Consider the following 19,558-nt stretch of genomic DNA (forward strand, 5'->3'; position numbering starts at 1 on the left):
GCAAGGGGCTATGGACCCGCACTTGCGCGACCTGCGGTATTTCGTCGCCGTCGCTGAGGAACTGCATTTCACCAACGCCGCCCAGCGGCTGCATATCGCTCAACCCACCCTGTCGCGTCAGATTCGTCAGCTGGAACGCCAGCTCGACGTGGTCCTGTTCGACCGCAATCAGCGCAGCGTCGCCCTGACCGTCGCGGGCAAAGAACTGCTCGAGGGCGCGCGGAAGATCCTGGAGCTCTGGGAAGTCACCAATGTCTCGCTCCAGGAAGCGGGTGAGGTGCTGCGCGTCGGCATCCAGTCCGCTCTCGGCCGCGGACTGCTCAATGATCTGGAGAGCGCGAGCGGCCACCGGCTGGCCCTGCACGCCGCGTCATGGACCGACCCGTCGAGCGGTCTCGCGGGCCGCCAGGCCGATCTGGCCCTGGTCTGGTTGCCACTACCCGACCCCAACCGCTATCGCTGGCAGGTCTTACGCAGCGAATCGCGCTGGGTGCTGCTGCCGGAGAACCATCCGCTGGCCGATCAGGAGACCATCGACTTCACCGACCTGCTCGACGAGCCGTTCATCGCGCTGCCGTCGGAAGCGGGCGCCGTGCGTGACTTCTGGCTGGGCAACGACGGACGCAACGGCCGCGCCCCGAAGATCGGCGCGGAGGCCGCGACCCCCGAGGACAAACTCGAGGCCGTCAGCCTGGGTCTCGGGGTGTGCCTGCTGGCCGAGAACAATGTGCCGATGTACCGCTGGCCGGGGCTGACCGCGCGACCGGTCACCGGACTCGCGCCGTGTGAACTCGCGGTGGCATGGCGGGCCGACGACTCCCGCCCGACCATACTCGAATTCGCCGGACGCGCCGTCGACGGCGGTTTCAGCGCCACGACCCCGAACTGACCGATCCGGGCGGCGGCGTCACGGCGCGACGCGCCGCCACGGCCTGCGCCGCTCCATCTGGGCTGCCAGTCGCAGCAGGGTGGCTTCGGCTCCGGGCGGTCCGGCGAGCTGGGCCGCCACCGGTGTGGCCGAACGGGAATGCATACCCATCGGAATCGAGGCGGCGGGCCAGCCGACCAGGTTCCATATCGGGGTGAAGGGGGTGAATCGCGCGATGGCGAGAAGATCGGTGAGCCTGCCTCGGGCGCTGTGGGTGCGGGCGCGGGGCGGCGGGGCGGCCAGCGTCGGTGTGATCACGACGTCGTAGCGGTCGAAGAATTCCAGTAACCGCGCTTCGATGCGGTCGATCTGCGCGGGTCGTACCAGGCGGAGCCGTTGTACCGATCTGCCGACCGCCAGATGGCGGCGGGTTCTCGGCTGCAATAGTCGTTCCAGCTGTTCGAACAGGTCCTCACCGGGTAGCTCCGCCGTGTACCAGCGTAGGAGCGAGGCGAAGGCGGCGGCACCGTAGGGTAGCTCGGCCGGTTCTACCAGATGGCCCTCCGCCGCGGCGGCCCCCGCCGCCGACCGGGCCGCCGCGCTCCACTGCCGGTCGACTCTGAAGATCGGATGCGGCGGATCGATGGCGAGGGCGATACGTAGTCGTCCGGGCGGATCGATATCCGCCAGATCGGGCCGGGCGGCGAGCACCGACAGCGCGAGCGCGGCATCGGCCACCGAGGTCGCGACGACCCCGTTCTCGGCCAGCCCGCCCCACCCGTGGGCCCCGATCTGCGCGGGCACCGTGTATCTGCCCGGTTTGATGCCGAAGACCCCGCAGCAGGCCGCCCCGATACGCACCGCGCCCAAACCGTCGACCGCGTGCGCGACGGGCACCGCGCCCGCCGCCACCGCCGCCGCGGCGGCCCCGCTGCCGCGATGGCGATTCCACGGATTGCGCGTCGGCGACGCCGCGCCGTCGGCCATCGGCCACAAACCGAATTCGGAGGTGGTGGTGATACCCGTGATCACCGCGCCCGCCGCGCGCAGGCGGCGCACCACCGGGTGGTCGGCGACCGCGGGCACGGTGGTGGTGGCCGCCGACCCGCACAGCGTCGGCTCCCCCGCCACCGCGACCGTGTCCTCGACCGCGACCGGAACGCCCGCCAGTGGCAGCACGTCCAGATCGGAACGCTGTTCGAGCGCGGCGGCCTCGGCACGGGCGCGTTCGGCGCGCACCACGCTGAACGCGTTGATCTTCCGGTCACGGCCGATGATGCGGGTCACCGCCTCGGCCACGGTCTCCGAGGGCGTGCGGGCGCCGTCGTGCACCGACGCGGCAATGGCGGCGGCGCTGCGGTCGTTCGGGTCGGGTACTCCGGTTTCCGGCGCGCAATCCGAAGCGCGCGCCCGGGTCGCGGCCCTCGGCGTGTTCATAGACACAGTTCCCGGCGCGTCGAATACCGGGCGCTCGCCGTCGTCGCCCGCCGCCGCGGTCGCGGACCCGGATTCGGTTACCTCGCCGCGAATCGCCGCGTCACCGACGCGGTCGTCGGGACTCACGGCCGACAGCTCATCCTCGGCAACCGCGTAAGGCGATCCGGCTCGGTATGGTCCGCCATCGGCCTCTTGCAGGCGAGACCGCTCCTGGTAGGCCGCTCGCGCACGAGGTCCGCCGGCCTCGGAACTCCGTTCAGCTACCGACGCCGCATCTGCCGCTGGCCCCGCGCTCGCGGAGCGGCGACGGGAATCGCTCCGATCGAGGTGTTGCCCGGCTATCGCTTCCGCGCTCTGCGCGCGCGCCGAAATGTGGTACATGCTGATTCGCCCCCGTCGCATCGTCGTCGAATTCGGGTGATCCGCTGTAGAGCCGCAAGTTATCATTTCGAATACTGCTCGGGGGATGATGCCGTCGGGTGTGGCGGAAATTCTCCTGATGTCCCTCAGCCGCTAGGTCCGAGAATGAGTGCCGAGTCCGATAGCAATACCCGCCCGGACACGGGTTCCGACGGCGGAACCGGTGGTCGCGGTTCCGCGTCGAAAACCGAGGCCAATGCGGTGGACGCGTTCGCCGCCGCATGGGAATCGGCTGCTCGCGCCGCCGCGACCGGGCAGGCCGTGCCCGAACTTCCCGAGATCGCCGAATTTCTGCCCGACGCCATGACCCTGCGCCGGGAGGCACTGATCGAATTGATCCGGGTCGATCTGCGGCACCGCTGGCTGCGCGGACCCGGGACACGCGGCGCGACCGGAGTCGCGCATCGCAAACGACTCGGCGACTATTGTGCGGAATTCCCGGAACTCGACCTCGACAGCATTCCCCCTGGCCTTGTCTACGAGGAATTCGTCGTGCGCCGCCACAGCGGCGAACGCGTCGACCCGCGCGCCTGTCTGCGCGAATATCCGAACCAGGCGGCCGAGCTGCGCGATCTGCTCAACGCCGACGACGTCGACCAGAGCACGCGGCGCGCGGCGCTCGAGGATTCCACCCGTTCCTCCCCCCCGCCCACCGACGAGGACGTGACCCGCACCGCACAGGCGCCCGACGCCGCGGCGCGAAAACCGGATCTGAACCGAACCACCATCCCGTCTCGTGATCACGACGTGAATCGAACGGCGGAGCAGACCGCGGCCGCGGCCGTCGATCAGACGGACCTGGTCGACCTCAGCGGCACGGCCACGGCCGTCGGCACCACCGCCGGCCAGGAACCGGGCATCTTCGGCATTCTCGACCGTATCGAGATCGGCAGCCGCATCGATGATTTCGATCTGCTCACCGGACTCGGCAGCGGCGCGTTCGCGCGCGTGTTCCTGGCCCGGCAGCGGTCGCTGCAACGGCTGGTCGCGGTGAAGGTCTCCGCCGACCGCGGCACCGAACCGCAGACCTTGGCCCAACTCGATCACGACTACATCGTGCGGGTCTTCGACCAGCGCCTGCTCGACACCGGCGGCGAACTCACCGGCGAGGATCGCAGGTTGCGGCTGCTGTACATGCAGTTCCTGCCGGGCGGCACCCTGCTCGGCGTGCTGCGCTGGGTGCGCGCGACCCCGCCCGAGGAGCGCAGCGGACGGCTGCTGCTCGACGCCGTCGACGCGGCGATGGAGGAGAAGGGCGAGATTCGGCCAACCGACTCCAGCGTGCGGGCCGAGATCGCCGCGCTGAGCTGGCCGGAGACCGTGGCCTGGCTCGGCCGCCGGCTGGCCGAGGCACTCGATTACGCCGCCGACCACGGGGTGCTGCACCGCGACGTGAAACCGGCCAATGTCCTGCTCACCGCGGAAGGCGTGCCCAAACTCGCCGACTTCAACATCAGCTTCAGCCGCAATGTGGAGGGCACCAGTCCGGTCGCCTACTTCGGCGGCTCATTGGCGTACATGTCGCCCGAGCAGTTGGAGGCCTGCCATCCGGGTCGCCTTCGCAGCGCCGCGGATCTGGACACCCGTGCCGACATCTACTCCCTCGGCGTGGTGCTGTGGGAGTTGCTCACCGGGGCCAAACCCTTCGATGACGGCACCGCGAGCGCGAACGGCGACGACACCGTGCTCGAGGCCATGCTGGAGCGGCGCAGCGCGGGCGTCGGCGAGCAGGCGCTGGGGCGGGTGCCCGCGGACTGCCCGGCCGCGCTGCGGAGAGTGCTGCTGACCTGTCTGGCCCCCGACCGGGCGGATCGGTGGGCGCACGGGGAGACCCTGGCCAAACAGTTCGAATTGTGCCTGGATTCGCGGGCGCGGGAACTGGTCGACCCGAAGCCGGGCAGCTGGCGGCTGCGGCTGCGCCGCTGGATCGTGCCGATCCTGCTGCTGGCCATCGGCGTGCCGAATGTGCTCGCCTCGCTCTACAACATCCAGCACAACCAACACCTGATCGTCGACCGCATGGACGAGGAGGCCCAGCGCACCTTCCTGGTGATCACCGGCGTTGTCAACACGGTGTTCTTCCCGCTTGGGCTGCTCTTGATCGTCTACATGTCCCGCTATGTCCTCGCGGTGCCGCGCGGATTGCGCAAGGGGCGGCGCTACGACGCCGCGACACTGCGCCGGACCCGCGCCGACGCGCTGCTGCTGGGCGAACGCGCGGTCGCCGTGCCGTTCGCCCTGTGGGTCATGGCCGGACTCACCTTCCCGATCGCCCTGCAAATGGCGACCGGCGAGATCACCGTCGGCGCGGTGGTGCACTTCCTTGCCTCGCTGCTGGTATGCGGCGCCATCGCGGCCTCTTACCCGTTCTTCCTCGCGACCTTCTACATCGTGCGCTGCATCTACCCGATCTTCCTCAGACACGGTGAGATCAGCGCCGAGGACGCGGTGTGGTTGCGCAATCTGGACCGCCGCTGCAACGGCTACCTCGCCATCGCCGCCTCGGTGCCGCTGCTTGCGGTGGCGGGCGTGACCTTCCTGCCGCCCGGCGACATACCGGCGGTGATCGTCGCGGTTCGGGTGTTGTGCGCGGGCGGCATCGTCGCCTTCGTCGGGTCGTATCTGCTGTTCCGCGCGCTGGAGGCGGATCTGCGCGCCCTCGAACGCGTCGTCGCGCCCGGCGGCGACGAACGCGCCGCGCGCTCCGAACGCGCGGGCGCCGCGGGGCCGCCCCGGTGACCATGCACTGGTCCGACACCGTGGCCCGGTTCACCGCGGACTGGCGGCGGTCGCTGCACGGCGACGGCGACGCACCGCGCCTGGCCGACTACGTACCCGACGGCAGCACGGCTCGGCTCGCGGTGCTCACCGATCTCATCCGCATCGATCTGCGCCATCGCTGGGAGGGTGCGGACACCGGTAAGCCGGTCTCGGTCTACCGCGTCGAGTATCCGGAGGTCGCGCACAGTCCGGTGCTGGTCGAGCTGATCTGCGAGGAATTCACCGCGCGCCGCGCCCGCGCGCCGCTGGCATTGGAGGAATTCCTCACCGACTACCCCGACGTGGCGCCCGCGGTGCGCGAACGGCTCGCCGACGAAGCTCGCCGCGCCGACGAGAACGCGCTCACCCTGTATCGGCCGCTGGCCGATATCGCGCCTGGTCAGCGCATCGATGATTTCGACCTGCTCACCGATCTCGGTGCGACCCACCTCGGCCGGTCCTTCCTGGCCCGCCAGTTGTCCATGCAGCGCCTGGTCGCGGTGCGGTTCTCGGCGGGCGGCGGCGACCCGAACCGGGTCGCCCGGCTGGACCACCCGCATATCGTGCGCGTATTCGACCACCGGCTGCTGAACCTGCCCGCCGAGCCCGGCGCCGAATTCGGCAGGCTCGTCTACTCGCAGTACCTGCCCGGCGGCACCGCCCGTGACGTCCTGACCCAGCGGCGCGCCGGTACGGAATCCGACGGCGGCGCGCTACTGCTGCGCGCGGTGGACGCCGCGATGGAGCGCAAGGGTGAGATCCGGCCCGCCGATTCCCGGGTGCGCGCCGAGATCGCGGCGCTGAGCTGGCCGGAAACGGTGGCGCGGGTGGGCAGGCGGCTGGCCGAGGCCATCGACTACGCCGACCGGCACGGGGTGCGCTACCGGGTGATCACCCCCGACGACGTGCTGTTCACCGCGGAGGGCGAACCGAAGCTCGGCGAATTCTCCGACCTGCCGCCGGGGCGGGGACGGGCCTACCGCGCGCCGGAGGACCGGTCCGCGACCACCGCGGCGGATCAGCGCGCGGCCATCTATTCACTCGGCGTCCTGCTGTGGGAGCTGCTCACCGGGACGAGACCGTCGCCGACGACCGGGCGACCGCCCGCCGACGACCTGCCCGCCGACTGCCCGCCCGCACTGCGCCGCGTCCTGTCGACGTGTCTGGAATCCGATCCCGGCCGGCGCTGGCCGAACGGTGCGGTACTGGCCCGCCAGTTCGACCTGTGTCTGGATCCGCGGGCGCGTGACCTGGTCGATCCGCCGCGCGACAGTCTGCGCCTGCGATCGCGGCCCTGGCGGATACCGCTGATCGCCCTGGCCATCCTGGTGCCGAATATCCTCGCCTCGATCTACAACGTGGACTACAACCGGCTGCTCATCGTGAGCCAGCTGTCCGACGAGGCCGCCCACCAGCTGGATATCGGTACGGCGGTGGTCAATTCGGTCGGATTCGGTTTCGGCTCGGTGGCACTGTTCTGGTTCGCCCGGCACCTTGTCTTCGTGCCGTACGGATTACGCAGGGGCGGAAGGTATTCCGCCGAGACACTGCACCGCGCACGCACCGACACCATCCTGTTCGGCGACCGGATGATCATGGTGGTCTTCACCATGTGGATACTCTCGGGCATCTCCTTCCCGATCGTCATCCGCGGCACCAGCGACGCGATAACCGCCTACGACTACACGCATTTCGTGGCCTCGCACGCGATCTGCGGCGCGATCGCCCTGGTGTATCCGTTCTTCCTGGTCAACTTCTACGTCGTGCGCTGTCTGTACCCGATCTTCCTCGCGCACGGCGAGATCAGCTACGACGATGCCGTCCGCCTGCGAAAACTGCGCCGTCGCTGCGGATTCTGGCTGGTCGCCGCGGCCTCTATCCCACTGACCGCCGTCGCGGGCGCGACCTTGCTGGCCCAGGACGACCTCAACGAGATCATTGTCGAGGTCCGCGTGCTCGCCATCGGCAGTCTCGTCGCCTTCCTCGGCGTCTACCTGCTGTTCCTGGCCATGGAGAACGATCTGCGCGCCCTCGAGCGGGTACAGATTCCGGTGGCCGACGTACCGGCCACCACCTGATCGCGCGACCGATCAGCCTCCGTAGACCTTGGGGTCGAGGGTGCCGATGTAGGGCAGGTCACGGTAGCGCTCGGCGTAGTCGAGGCCGTAGCCGACGACGAATTCGTTGGGAATGTCGAAGCCGACGTGGGCGACCTCGACCGGTGTGCGCAGCGCGTCGGGTTTGCGCAGCAGGGTCACCACCTCGAGGGAGGCCGGATTGCGGGTGGACAGGTTGCGCTTGAGCCAGGACAGGGTCAGGCCCGAGTCGATGATGTCCTCGACGATCAGGACATTGCGGCCCGCGATGTCCTTGTCCAGATCCTTCATGATCCGAACCACGCCGGAGGATGAAGTGGACGAACCGTAGGAGGACACGGCCATGAATTCCATCTGGGTGGGAATCGGCAGGGCCTTGGCCAGATCGGTCATGAAGAAGATCGCGCCCTTGAGCACACCGACCAGCAGCAGGTCCCCCTCGGGGGCGCCGACCGGATAGCGTTTGGCGATCAGTTCGGCGAGTTCCTGGGTTTTGGCGGCGATTTGATCCTGGGTGATCAGCACCGACGCGATGTCGTCCTCGTACACGAGGTTTGGTGTCCTTCCGTGGTCGTCGGCCTCGGCGGCCGAACCCGATCCGGCTTCAGTCACTGCGCAGACACCGCTCTAGCGTCCGCGCAGTGTCAGCCTGCCATGTTCGCGTGCGGCAACCAACCTCGTCCCCGGCCGTCCGCCGCCCACGGCGACCCCGCCCTGCCCGCGCCACGCCGCGACCAGCGCGTCCACCGCGCGTAATTGCCCGTCGGTCAGTGCTTTCGCCCCGGAGTCGAGCAGCCATCGCCGGATCGCCCGGCGGCGCAGGGCGTCGGGGGCGGTGGCGAGTGTCTCGACCGACAGCGATATTCCCGTACCGCCGCCGTACCCGGCCACGCCCGTATCCGATGCGCGGGTCGCGGCCTTCAGCAACTGATCAGCTAGCTCGTCGAGGACCTCGCCGTCCTCGCGCAACTGCCGGGCGGTGCGGGCGAGCGCCTCGGCGACCCCGCCGCCGAGCACCTGCTCGAGCAGCGGCAACACCTCCTGGCGCACCCGGACCCGGGTGAACTCCGGCGCGCTGTTGTGCGGATCCTCGTGCGGGCGCAGGCCGATATCCGCGCACACCGCGCGGGTGACCGACCGACGCACCCCGAGCAGCGGACGGCCCCACGGTGCGGCGTAGGGCGCCATCCCGCGCAGCGACCGCCCACCCGACCCGCGCGCCAAACCGAGCAGCACCGTTTCGGCCTGATCGTCGAGCGTGTGCCCGAGCAGCACAGGCGCCTCCGCGCGCGCCGCGTCCAGCGCCGAATACCTTGCCCGCCGCGCCGCGGCCTCCAAACCGCCCTCCCCCTCGACCCGCACCGGCAGCACCCGCGCCGACCGGCAGCCGAGCGCGCGGGCCGCCGCCGCGGCGGCCAGCGCGACCTCGTCCGAGCCTTCCTGGAGTCGGTGATCGACGATCAGCGCGTCCACCGCGACCGCCTCCACCACCGCCGCGGCCGTCAGCGCCAGCGAATCCGCACCGCCCGACAGCGCGACCGCGACCGGTCCATCGCCGAATTCCCGCAGCCAGCCGCGCACGGCGTGGCGTACTTCGAGCACGGCGGACGTCTCCGGCAGTCTGCGCGGCCCCGCAGGCGCGGCTCCCTGTGCACGGCCCATACCGGGAGGGTACCGATGCTCTGCGCGCCGACGCGCCCGTCAGCCGAGCACGCGGGCGATCCAGCGGTCGCCGTCCCCGATCTCCTCCGGTCTCGGCAGGGTGTGGTCGTCGGTCCAGATGGTGTTGAACTCGCGCATCCCGACCCGGCCGACCACGTGGTCGACGAACGCCTTGCCGCGCACGTACTGCGCGACCTTGGCGTCCACACCGAGCAGCGCGCGCAGCAGCCGCTGCAATGGATTCGTCGGACGGATGCGCCGCTTGTCGAAGGCGGCGCGGATCTGCTCGACCGTCGGCACCACGGCGGGCCCGACCGCGTCCATGACGTGATCGGCATGGCCTTCGAGCAGCGTGCCCAGCATCAGCATCCGGTCGAGCGCCTCGCGCTGAGCGGGCGCCTGACTCGCGCGCAGCAGGCCGACGATGCCGCGCGAGGCCGGATCGTCGGACGCCGTGCCGCGTCGCCGGTCGCGCACCTCCTCGACCAGGCGCGAAAGCATATCCACCAGCGGTTCGTCCCCGACCTCGCCGAGCACGTCGACATTGGCCTTCATGTAGTCGGCCAACCAGGGAGCGGAGGAGAACTGCACGCGATGGGTCACCTCGTGCAGGCACACCCACAACCGGAAATCGCTGGGCGAGACGCCGAGTGTCCGTTCCACAGCGACGATATTGGGCGCGACCAGCAGCAGTGTCCCGTCGTCGGTGAACGGGTCGTACTGTCCGAGTATCGCGGTGGACAGGAACGCCAGCATCGCGCCCGCCTGCACGCCGGCCGGTTTGCCCACCAGGCGTCCGCGTCCGGCGGGTTCGCCGCCGGTGCCGGTCAGCGCGGCCATCGAATCGGCGGCGGCGTCGATCCAGCCGCGGCGGTCGACGATTCGCGCGGCAGGCACCGGACGGTCATCGAGCAGTCCACTCACCTCGCGCACCGGTCCTTCGGCCCGCATCGAGGCCGTCGCCAACTCCTCGACCGCCTGTTCGGCGGACAGGCGCGAGGTACGCGGGCCCGAAGGCACCAGCGCGCCACCCGTGCGCGCGGCAAGGCGCCAGTCGATCGCGCCCGTGAAGCCGGATCGTCTGGTCCGCCGCTGGTCCCGGCCGGAACCAGCGGTGACGGACTCTGCCGAATTGTCAGCGCCTTCGAACATGGTCAACCACCCGTCACGTACATCCGCAGTTGCGCAAAGTGCCGGCGATGGCATCCAAGGCCGGCCTGCTCACCTCGGGCGGCCGATCGTTGGACATCAGCGCGAAGGTCAGCACCCGACCGTCGCGATCGAGTACATACCCAACCAACGCGCTGGCCACCGACAGAGTTCCGGTCTTGGCACGCACCCATCCCGCGGCGGCCCGGTTCTGGGTGACATATCGACTGCTCAGCGATCCAGTCGCGCCCGCGACCGGCAGATCGTCGAGCAGTGGGGCCAGCGTCGCGGTGAGCCGGTCGGTCTCCGGGCGCGCCGCCGCGGTGGCCGCCTCGACGGTGGCGGCGCTGTCGCCGTCCGAGCGCGCCGCGGTGGCCAGCACCGTGTCGAGCAGGCGCGCGGGCACCCGGTCGTCGGTCGAGAGTCCGCTGCTGTCGTGCATGACCATGCCGCCGAGATCGAACCCGGCCTTGCGCAGCGTCTCGGTGACCGCGGCGACCGCGCCGTCGAAGGAGGGTTCGTGCCCGGTGGCGACGGCCAGTTCCCGCCCGACGGTCTCGGCGAGCACATTGTCGGAGTGAACCATCAAGTCCCGCAGTCGATCCCGCAGCGGGGCCGATCGCACGGCGGCCAGTTCGGCGGCGCCTGCCGCGGCGTTGCCGAGCCGCACACCGCCCGGGTCGATGCCGAGCGCGCTCGCGAGCTTACGACCGGCCTCCAGCGCGGGGGTGTTCGTGCGCGGTGAGTACTCGACCAGCGGATCGAGTCGCCCGCCGTCGATCATGATCGGCTCGATGGGGGTGATGGAGCCGCCCGGGATATCGGTCGCATCCCAGCCCCGCGCCATGGTCGGTCCGGTGAACGCGGAGACGTCGACGACGATCCGGTCGATCGCGCGACCGGAATTCCTGATCTGGTCCGCCAGATCCGACAATCGCGCGCTGTTCGGGTAGTAGCCCTGCCCGTCGGGCTGCGCGGTCAAGGTCGGATCACCCCCCGCGACCAGCACCGCCTCGCCGGGTGTCGACCCGGCGACCACCTTGGTCACCACCCGCTGGTCGGCGGGCAGCGCCAGCAGCGCGGCGGCTGTGGTGAGGATCTTCGCCGTCGAGGACGGGATCATGGGTCTGGCGGGATCGGCGCTCCAGAGCGTGGTGCCGCTGTCAGCGTCGGTGACCCTACCGGTGAACGTGCCGAGGTCGGGATTGGCGACCACGGGCGCGAGTGCCGCGGCCATACCCGTCTGACTCGGCGCGGGCGCGCTCGGAGGCGCGGGGGTGAGCCTCGGTGCCGGCCGCACCGGAGCGGGCGGTTCGGCGATCGTGAGACCGCCGTGGCGGAATTCCGGCGTCCACGGCTTGACCACGATCAGTCCGGCCGCACCCGCGCCGAGCACCACGACCAAGGCGAGAACGAATCCGATCCACACCCGACGGCGCCGTTTGGCGGCCAATCCACCGATATTGCGTCTACTACCAACCACTGGCCCGCCGTCTCCCTGACTCCGCCTCCGAGTACCGACCGACGCTCGCGCGCCCTTCAAAGTATCGGTCCCTCGGACCACACTATCCTCGTAGCGCTACCGTTCCCCCGTACAGCATGGCGAGTCGGCGCGCGCGCCCGCTCGGCCCATAAGTGCACCATAGAAGGAGATGGCGTGGAGTTCGACGTCACCATCGAGATCCCCAAGGGTTCCCGCAACAAGTACGAGGTCGATCACGAGACGGGTCGGGTACGACTCGACCGTTTCCTCTACACATCGATGGTCTACCCGGCCGATTACGGCTACATCGAGAACACCCTCGGCGAGGACGGCGACCCGCTGGACGCGCTGGTCCTGCTGCCCGATTCGGTGTTCCCGGGTGTGATCGTGGAGGCCCGTCCGGTCGCCATGTACAAGATGGAGGACGAGGCGGGCGGCGACGCCAAGGTCCTCTGCGTCCCGGCGGGCGACCCGCGCTGGAACCACATCCAGGATCTGGCCGATGTGCCGGAGTTCGAATTGGCCGCCATCAAGCACTTCTTCGAGCGGTACAAGGACCTGGAGCCGGGTAAGTTCGTGAAGGGCTCGGAGTGGGTCGGCCGGGCCGAGGCCGAGGCCGAGATCGAGGCGTCGCTGAAGCGCTTGCAGGCCAACGGCGGCCACTGAGTCCGCGGCGGACCGCGAACGGCGAGAAGGGGCATTCGGTGATCCGAATGCCCCTTCTCAGGTTCGACATCAGTAGTAGATGTAGAGGTCCCAGCCGCTCCAGGTCTCGACACACTCCCAATACCAGCCGCCGGTCTCGGGCGCCTCGCCGTCGGCGCGGCAGGCCGCGGCGGTGGCGTAGGTGCCGTAGTAGTAGCCGGTGGACACGGCGTTGTACTGCGGCGCGGCCGATGCCGACGCAGCCGTCGACACCCCGGCGACGGCTGCGGCGGCCAGCAGGCATGCGGCGAGGAAGGACTTGATACGCATTCTTTGCTCCTGAGTTGCGCGGTGTTTCTGTCGGGATTCACGTTATGGGCGCGAACCCGGCGAAACAGCCAACCCTAGGGGTGTACGCGGCCCTCCCTCGGGCGTTTCACCTTCCCCACCCTTGGTGCGGCATTCGCCCACCTCACCGGGGGTTCGGCGGCAACTACCCGCCGCTCCCGTCCGCGCCGTCCGTGCGCACGGATTCCGCGGAATCCGCGGAATCCTCGAAGGGCGGGCTCACCGATTCGCCGCCCGCCAGCGGCAGGCCGGTTCGCTCCACCATCCGCACCTCGGCGTCGAGCGCCGATTCGGCCTCGGACTCGCCGTCGACGGCCTGGATTCCGCCGACCACGCGCAGCGGGATCTCCTTCCAGAACAGCACGAGGACGAAGCCGATCAAGGCCACCGCCGCGGCGGCCAGGAACACCGTCGACATCGAATCGGCGAATCCGACCTGGAACGGCCGGGCGAGTTCGGGACTCAGCCGCTGGATGACCGAACTGTCGTCGAGCACCTGCCGGGCCGCCGAGGTGTCGTGCGCGACAAGGCTCTCGGCCAGCGCGACATCGGCCGGATTGCTGCTGCGCGTACCCGCGGCGACGGCCTGTTGGAATTGTGGATCGGTTGCCGCGGAACGCAATTCGTTCGAGATATTGGGCGCCATGCGGGCGAACAGGATCGAGAGGAAGACCGCGACGCCGAAGGTGCCGCCGATCTGGCGGAAGAAGGTGGCCGCGGCGGTGGACACACCCATGTCCTTGGCGGGCAACGCGTTCTGGAGGGCCAGGGTGAGCGGCTGCATCATGTTGCCCAGTCCGAAACCGGTGCAGGCCATGAAGATCATGACCAGCCACAGCGGCGAATCGGCGTCCAGGTAGTGCAGTAGGAAGAGGCCGAACGTCAGGGTGGCCGCACCGATGAACGGGTACTTCCGGTAACTGCCGGTGCGCGAGATGAACTGGCCGGAGACGACCGAGCCGGTCATCATGCCCAGCACCATGGGCAGCAACAGCAGGCCCGCCATCGTCGGGCTCGCACCCTTGATGACCTGGAGATACTGCGGCAGCAGTGCGATGCCGCCGAACATGGCCGCACCGGAGACGAACGAGATCACCACGCCGAGGGCGAACGTGCGGTTGGCGAAGATGCGCAGCGGGATCAGCGCCGCGTCCCGCAATCCGCGCTCCACGACGACGAATCCCGCGATGCCGATCACGCCGATCGCGTAACAGGCGATCGATGCCGCACTGGCCCAACCCCATTCGTGTCCCTGTTCGGCGACGATGAGCAGCGGCACGAGCCCGAGCGCGAGCACGAGCACGCCGAGCCAGTCCACCCGGTCGGTGGAATGCGGCTTCCTCGGCAGCCGCAGCACCCGCGACACCACCCCGAGGGCGATGAGTCCCAGCGGGACGTTCACCAGGAAGACCCAGCGCCAGCCGCTGACGCCGAGAATCGAATCCTGACCGGCCAGCACGCCGCCGAGCACGGGCCCGATGACGCTCGAGGTCCCGAAGACCGCGAGGAAGTAGCCCTGGTAGCGGGCGCGTTCGCGGGGGCTGATGATATCGCCGAGTATGGCCAGCGCCAGCGACATCAGTCCGCCCGCGCCGAGACCCTGGAAGGCACGGAAGGCGGCGAGCTGGTACATCGACTGCGCCAGCGTGCACAGCAGCGAGCCGACCACGAAGATGCCGATCGCGGCCATGAAGAACGGCTTGCGGCCGAACATGTCCGAGAGCTTGCCGTAGAGCGGGGTGGCCAGTGTGGCGGTGATGAGGTAGGCGGTAGTGGCCCACGCCTGCATGGAATAGCCGTTGAGGTCGTCGGCGATGGTGCGGATGGCGGTCGAGACGATGGTCTGGTCGAGCGCGGCGAGCAGCATACCGAGCATGAGCCCGCTGAGGATGGTGAGGATCTGTCTGTGACTGAAACCCGCCCCGGTTTCGGTCTCGGCTGTTGCGGTCACGAATTACTCTCCGTCTCACAGGTTTTCGCGTGCTGATCGTCCATGAGGGCGACCATGTCCGTACGTGCGTGGTCGAAGTCGTCGACGAACCGGCGCAGCAGTCCGGCGAATGTCGCCCGGTCCCGCGGGGTCCATTCGGCCATGACACGGGCGAGATTCTCGTGACGGCGGCGCCGAATTCGTTCGGCGAGTTCGCGGCCCGAGTCGGTCACGGCGAGCACCGTGGCCCTGCCGTCGGCCGGATCGGCCGTGCGGCGCACCAGATCCCGGTCGACCAGCATGGCGACCTGCCTGCTTACGGTCGAGGCGTCGCTGTGCACCGCCTCGGCGAGTGCGCCCGAACGCATCGGGCCCTCGAGCAGCAGGCGGAACAGCACGGCGAAGGCCGCCGGGTCCACACCGTCCTTGGTACGGATCTGAGCCGCGGTCCGCTCCCGGATGCGCTGTAACCGGGTGAGTTGAACCGCGATCGTGTCGATCGCCGGATCGTCCACTTCGCGCCGCCTTTACTTGCGTCAAACAAATAGTTGTACGACGCAAGTATGTCGGCGCGGAAACGGGTCACGCAAGCGATTACGGTCGCTTTACCGCCCCTTGAACCGCGGTTCCCGCTTCTCGAAGACCGCACCGATGGCCTCGGTCAGATCCTCCGACGGCAGGAAGGCGGCATTCCACGCCGACACGTAGCGCAGCCCCGCCGCGACCGTATCCTTCGTGCGCTGCTCCACCACATCCTTGATGCCCTGCACCACCAGCGGCGGATTCGCGGCGATCTCGCGGGCCAGCGCGTGCGCGGCGTCGAGCACCGCGTCCTGATCCGGGTACACGTCGTTGACCAGGCCGATCTTCTCCGCGCGCGCGGCGTCGATGTCCTTGCCGGTGTAGGCCAGCTCGCGCAAGTGCCCCTCGGAGATGATGCCGGGCAGCCGGTGCAGAGAGCCGACGTCGGCGACGATGGCGACCTTGGCCTCACGCAGGCTGAAGGTGGCCTCCGCGCTGGCCAGACGGATATCCGCGGCGGCGATCAGATCGAGTCCGCCACCGACGCACCAACCCGACACCGCCGCGATGACGGGTTTGCGGCAGTCGGTCACCGCGGTCACCGACGCCTGCATCCTGCGGACCGCGACGAGGAAATCGGTGCGCGGCGCGGCGAGTGCCCGATCGGCCAGCAGCGACCCGAAGGTGCCCGACATGGCGGGCAGGTCGAGACCGTAGGAGAAGTTCTTGCCCGCGCCGGTCAGCACGACCGCGCGCACCTCGGGGTCCTCGTCGAGTCCGGCGAAGATTTCCGGCAGCTCACGCCAGAAGTCCGGTCCCATCGCATTGCCCTTGCCGGGGCCGGTCAGTGTCACTCGAGCGACATGATCCTTGGTTTCGACGGTGAAAGCCTGCCAGTCAGTCATTTGTACAGCGTATCGAGGACCGCCGGTCCGCACTCCCGCATCCCCGCGACCGATGCGACCGGACCGCACCGGCAAACCCCCCGCTGCCAGATAAACATCATGAAAAATCCGGTGTGCCGCAGTGGCTCCGGCGCTGGTTTCGACCCCATGATTAGCGCTCAGGCAAATCCCATGTCCACCATGTCACGGGCTCGGAGATCACCATGCTGATACACCGGGGAATCGGGCTCGACCGATTCAACGCGCTGCCGCGCGCACGGGCGGTCCACGCCCTCTATGCCTGCTGCGGCAATGTCACGTGGGCGACGACCATCGCCGACGCGCGACCGTTCACCGATCGCGACACCCTCCTCGCCGCGGCCGACCTCGAACTACTGGCCCTATCCCGGGCCGATCTGGACCGCGCCCTCGATGCCGTTGCCGCCGAACAGCTTTGCGAGCGCACCGCCACCGAACTGGCCCGCGTCACCCGCGCCAGGATCGACCGGATGCTCGGACCGTCGGAGGGTTATCCGGAGTACTGAGCGGGCGATACGACCGGCGTGCCCCGTCCGATCGCTCTACCCTGGTGCCATGCGCAGGGCTTCGTTACCACCGGTCGCATGCCGGGTTGCGGACACGTTGATTGCGCGTGGACATCACGGCGTCATCGTCAGCCGGCCCGCACCGACCCATACGGCCGAGGACGCCGCGCGGTCGCTCGGAGTGGAGGTCGGCGCGATCGCCAAGTCGCTGGTGTTCCTGCTCGACGACGATCCGGTGCTGCTGCTGGTGTCCGGTGCGCACCAGGTCGACCTCGGGCACACCGGCGAACGACTGGAAGGCACCCTGACCCGCGCGCCCGCCGATATGGTGCGCCGGGTCACGGGTCAGCCGATCGGCGGCGTCGCGCCGGTCGGCCATCCCACCAACCTGCCGACCTGGGTGGACAACGAATTGTCGCGGTACCGCGAGGTGTGGGCGGCGGGCGGGCACCCGAATACCGTGTTCCGCTCGTCGTTTCGCGAATTGGTGCGGATCACCGCGGGGCTGCCGATCGACGTCGACTGATCCGGCGTAGTTTTGGGCGAGTGACCGAAGGACCACGGCCGGGTATCACCGCCGAGTTGTATCGCGCCTCGATGCGCCACTATCCCGCGGGCGTAACGGTGGTCACGCTCGGCTCCGCGAGCGGCCCGGTGGGTTTCACCGCGACCTCCTTCGCCTCGCTGTCGCTGGATCCACCGCTGGTCTCGTTCAATATCGCCCACACCTCCTCGAGCCTCGAGGCCATGCTCGACGCCGAGTCGGTGGTCATCCATTTCCTGGGCGAACACCAGCACCACCTGGCCCAGCGCTTCTCCCGCACCGCCGAACACCGCTTCGCCGACCGGTCGCTGTGGACCACACTCCACACCGGCGAACCGGTCCTGCACGGCACCCCCATCTGGCTGCGCGCCACGGTCCACCAGCTCATCCCCATCGGCGACCACACCCTGGTGATCGGACTGGTCACCCGCGTGCACGACAACACCGACGACCAGCCCGCCGCCGCACCCCTGCTCTACTATCGCGGCGCATACCACCGCCCCACCGCCCTCGACCGGTAGCGACCCGGTTCAGCCGAGGGCGCAGGGGGACGCGCCCGCGGCGTCGGCGGCGAAAGGGCGGGTCTCGGGAGTGGGATTCCAGTGCCCATCGGTGCGCGCGTATGTCCAGGACGGACCGGTGCGCACCAGGGTGGCGAGTGCGTCGACCAGCCGGTCGACGTCGGCGGAGGTGGTGCCGAGTCCGATGCTGGCGCGCAGCGCGCCGTCGAGTCCGAGGCGGGCGAGCAGCGGATGCGCGCAGAAGCGGCCGTCGCGCACGCCGATACCGCATTCGGCCGAAAGATAGGCCGCGACCTGTCCCGGATCGAATCCGTCCAGCGTGAAGGCGACGATGCCGACGGCGTCGGCGCTGTCGGACCAGATGCGCAACAGGTCGGCGCCCGGGATGGCGCGCAGACCCGCGCGCAGGCGTTCGGTGAGCGCGCGTTCGTGCGCGAGCTGGGTTTCGGCGTCGATGGCACGGAGCGCGTCACAGGCGGCTGCCAGGGCGGCCACGCCGAGCACGTTCGGCGATCCGGCCTCGTGACGCTGCGGTGCGGGGGCCCAGCGCGCCGAGTCCACCCCGACCTCGACCACCGCGCCGCCGCCCGCCAGATACGGATCGGCCGCGTCGAGCCAGTCGCGGCGGCCGACGAGCACGCCCGCGCCGAAGGGCGCGTACAGCTTGTGCCCGGAGAAGGCCAGGTAGTCGATGGCGCATTCGCGCAGGCTCACGCGCCGGTGCGGGACCAGCTGCGCCGCGTCGACCAGGATCCGGGCGCCGCACAGATGGGCGATATGGGCCAGCCGGTCCAGCGGCAGCAGCTCGCCGGTGACGTTGGACGCACCGGTGACCGCCAGCAGCGCGGCCGGTTTGGCGCACAGTTCGGCGACCAGACGGCCGATGGTCTCCTCGACGGTGGCCGCGGCCGTCACGACACGGCGGCCGTTCCTGGCCCAAGGCAGGAAATTCGCGTGGTGCTCGGTGTCGAGGACCACCGTGTCGCCGGGGACGCAGGCGGCCAGCAGATTCAGCGAATCGGTCGTGTTTCGGGTGAATACGACGACCTGGTCGTCGGCCGCGTCGACGAAACGCCGCACCGAATCGCGCGAGGTCTCGTAGCACTCGGTGGAGATCCGCGAGGCGTATCCCGCGCCGCGGTGCACGCTGGCGTAGTACGGCAACAGCTGGGAGACCCGTTCGGTGACCGCGGCCAGTGCGGGCGCGCTCGCGGCGTAGTCGAAGTTCGCGTACGACACCGTGCCGCCCTGGACGAGCGGCACCCGCAGATCGTCACCCGACACGCGAGCGAGGGCGGCACAGGTGTTGTCGGCAAAAGTGGTCATCACGTAATCCCGTCGGTTCGGGGACTCGCCAGGAGATGCCTCGAGTCCGCGCTTGCCGAGCCCGGTCGGGCATCGGCCCGGTCGTCACCCGGAGCACCCCACCGCGGAGGAGGGTTGCCGACCAGCCAGCCGGGGCTTGACGCTGATACTCATGACCTGAGCTGAGATTGGCAGACGCGGTCGGGCCGTGTCAACCGCCTTTCCGGCGATTCGCCCGTCGTCCGCGCGGCGTCCGGCGACGGCTCCGTAGGTGCCTCGGCGCGGAACAAACCCTTCGCGGACCGGCGAATATTCGGACATATCACCCAGGCTCGCCCACGCGGACGGCATCGAGCGAGATGCTTCGCCGATACCCCGGGTACCGTAGACACTCGGTCACCCGGGTGTTCGCCCACTGGTAACCCTGGTACGGAACAAC

At 69.4% G+C, this 19,558-nt stretch carries 17 protein-coding genes and 1 riboswitch; of the genes, 7 read left to right on the forward strand and 10 right to left on the reverse strand.

Translation table 11 applies throughout. The annotated features are described in order from the left end of the window. Window positions 1-10: 10 nt before the first annotated feature. Window positions 11-889 (forward strand): LysR substrate-binding domain-containing protein, encoded by an 879-nt coding sequence (locus tag APZ21_RS30450; RefSeq protein ID WP_054816737.1) that lies wholly within the window; start codon window positions 11-13, stop codon window positions 887-889. Window positions 890-907: 18 nt separating this feature from the next. On the opposite strand, the gene APZ21_RS30455 is transcribed toward APZ21_RS30450, so the two are convergent. Beyond that, window positions 908-2,431 (reverse strand): amidase family protein, encoded by a 1,524-nt coding sequence (locus tag APZ21_RS30455; RefSeq protein WP_239476912.1) that lies wholly within the window; start codon window positions 2,429-2,431, stop codon window positions 908-910. A gap of 399 nt (window positions 2,432-2,830) precedes the next feature. Between APZ21_RS30455 and APZ21_RS30460 the strand changes: the two genes are divergently transcribed. Next, window positions 2,831-5,464 carry a serine/threonine-protein kinase gene (locus tag APZ21_RS30460; protein ID WP_054816738.1) on the forward strand — a complete coding sequence of 878 codons (2,634 nt, stop codon included), beginning with the start codon at window positions 2,831-2,833 and terminating at the stop codon, window positions 5,462-5,464. A 2-nt stretch (window positions 5,465-5,466) separates the two neighbouring features. Then, the gene (locus APZ21_RS30465; protein WP_054816739.1) at window positions 5,467-7,563 is read left to right on the forward strand and encodes a protein kinase family protein; all 2,097 of its coding nucleotides are present in this window, start codon (window positions 5,467-5,469) and stop codon (window positions 7,561-7,563) included. Between the two features lie 12 nt (window positions 7,564-7,575). On the opposite strand, the gene hpt is transcribed toward APZ21_RS30465, so the two are convergent. The 4 genes from hpt to APZ21_RS30485 form a co-directional block, all read right to left on the reverse strand. Further along, window positions 7,576-8,130 (reverse strand): hypoxanthine phosphoribosyltransferase, encoded by a 555-nt coding sequence (gene hpt / locus APZ21_RS30470; protein ID WP_054816740.1) that lies wholly within the window; start codon window positions 8,128-8,130, stop codon window positions 7,576-7,578. 78 nt (window positions 8,131-8,208) lie between these two features. After that, window positions 8,209-9,243, reverse strand: coding sequence for a tRNA lysidine(34) synthetase TilS (tilS, locus tag APZ21_RS30475; protein ID WP_054816741.1), 1,035 nt, complete (start codon window positions 9,241-9,243; stop codon window positions 8,209-8,211). A gap of 39 nt (window positions 9,244-9,282) precedes the next feature. Next, window positions 9,283-10,395: a zinc-dependent metalloprotease gene (locus APZ21_RS30480; RefSeq protein ID WP_082393573.1), complete on the reverse strand. Its 1,113-nt coding sequence runs from the start codon at window positions 10,393-10,395 to the stop codon at window positions 9,283-9,285. A gap of 13 nt (window positions 10,396-10,408) precedes the next feature. Continuing rightward, a complete protein-coding gene (locus APZ21_RS30485) occupies window positions 10,409-11,854 on the reverse strand; it encodes a D-alanyl-D-alanine carboxypeptidase/D-alanyl-D-alanine-endopeptidase (protein WP_054816777.1) in 1,446 nt (481 codons plus the stop codon). A 195-nt stretch (window positions 11,855-12,049) separates the two neighbouring features. On the opposite strand from APZ21_RS30485, the gene APZ21_RS30490 reads away from it, so the two are divergent. Further along, window positions 12,050-12,541 carry an inorganic diphosphatase gene (locus tag APZ21_RS30490; protein WP_054816742.1) on the forward strand — a complete coding sequence of 164 codons (492 nt, stop codon included), beginning with the start codon at window positions 12,050-12,052 and terminating at the stop codon, window positions 12,539-12,541. Window positions 12,542-12,610: 69 nt separating this feature from the next. Here APZ21_RS30490 and APZ21_RS30495 read toward each other — a convergent pair whose 3' ends face one another. The 4 genes from APZ21_RS30495 to APZ21_RS30510 form a co-directional block, all read right to left on the reverse strand. Continuing rightward, on the reverse strand, window positions 12,611-12,850 hold the full coding sequence (locus tag APZ21_RS30495) for a hypothetical protein (protein WP_054816743.1): 240 nt from the start codon (window positions 12,848-12,850) through the stop codon (window positions 12,611-12,613). 163 nt (window positions 12,851-13,013) lie between these two features. Continuing rightward, window positions 13,014-14,819, reverse strand: a complete 1,806-nt coding sequence (locus APZ21_RS30500; RefSeq protein ID WP_156371408.1) for an MDR family MFS transporter — start codon at window positions 14,817-14,819, stop codon at window positions 13,014-13,016. Beyond that, window positions 14,816-15,313: a MarR family winged helix-turn-helix transcriptional regulator gene (locus APZ21_RS30505; RefSeq protein WP_054816744.1), complete on the reverse strand. Its 498-nt coding sequence runs from the start codon at window positions 15,311-15,313 to the stop codon at window positions 14,816-14,818. The genes APZ21_RS30500 and APZ21_RS30505 overlap by 4 nt, the downstream gene beginning before the upstream one ends. Before the next feature lie 90 nt (window positions 15,314-15,403). Further along, window positions 15,404-16,225 carry a crotonase/enoyl-CoA hydratase family protein gene (locus APZ21_RS30510; RefSeq protein ID WP_054816745.1) on the reverse strand — a complete coding sequence of 274 codons (822 nt, stop codon included), beginning with the start codon at window positions 16,223-16,225 and terminating at the stop codon, window positions 15,404-15,406. Window positions 16,226-16,428: 203 nt separating this feature from the next. On the opposite strand from APZ21_RS30510, the gene APZ21_RS30515 reads away from it, so the two are divergent. From APZ21_RS30515 to APZ21_RS30525, 3 genes are all read left to right on the forward strand, one after another. Further along, window positions 16,429-16,749, forward strand: a complete 321-nt coding sequence (locus tag APZ21_RS30515; RefSeq protein ID WP_054816746.1) for a 2-oxo-4-hydroxy-4-carboxy-5-ureidoimidazoline decarboxylase — start codon at window positions 16,429-16,431, stop codon at window positions 16,747-16,749. 49 nt (window positions 16,750-16,798) lie between these two features. Next, window positions 16,799-17,275: a YbaK/EbsC family protein gene (locus APZ21_RS30520; RefSeq protein WP_054816747.1), complete on the forward strand. Its 477-nt coding sequence runs from the start codon at window positions 16,799-16,801 to the stop codon at window positions 17,273-17,275. Between the two features lie 71 nt (window positions 17,276-17,346). Next, window positions 17,347-17,814, forward strand: coding sequence for a flavin reductase family protein (locus APZ21_RS30525; protein WP_082393583.1), 468 nt, complete (start codon window positions 17,347-17,349; stop codon window positions 17,812-17,814). A 9-nt stretch (window positions 17,815-17,823) separates the two neighbouring features. Here the strand turns inward: APZ21_RS30525 and APZ21_RS30530 are convergent, their stop codons facing one another. Beyond that, on the reverse strand, window positions 17,824-19,140 hold the full coding sequence (locus APZ21_RS30530) for an aminotransferase class V-fold PLP-dependent enzyme (RefSeq protein WP_054816748.1): 1,317 nt from the start codon (window positions 19,138-19,140) through the stop codon (window positions 17,824-17,826). A gap of 43 nt (window positions 19,141-19,183) precedes the next feature. Further along, window positions 19,184-19,297, reverse strand: a riboswitch (SAM riboswitch). Window positions 19,298-19,558 lie beyond the last annotated feature (261 nt).

It is taken from the genome of Nocardia arizonensis, from assembly GCF_001310275.1.
Taxonomy (GTDB): Bacteria; Actinomycetota; Actinomycetes; order Mycobacteriales; family Mycobacteriaceae; genus Nocardia; species Nocardia arizonensis.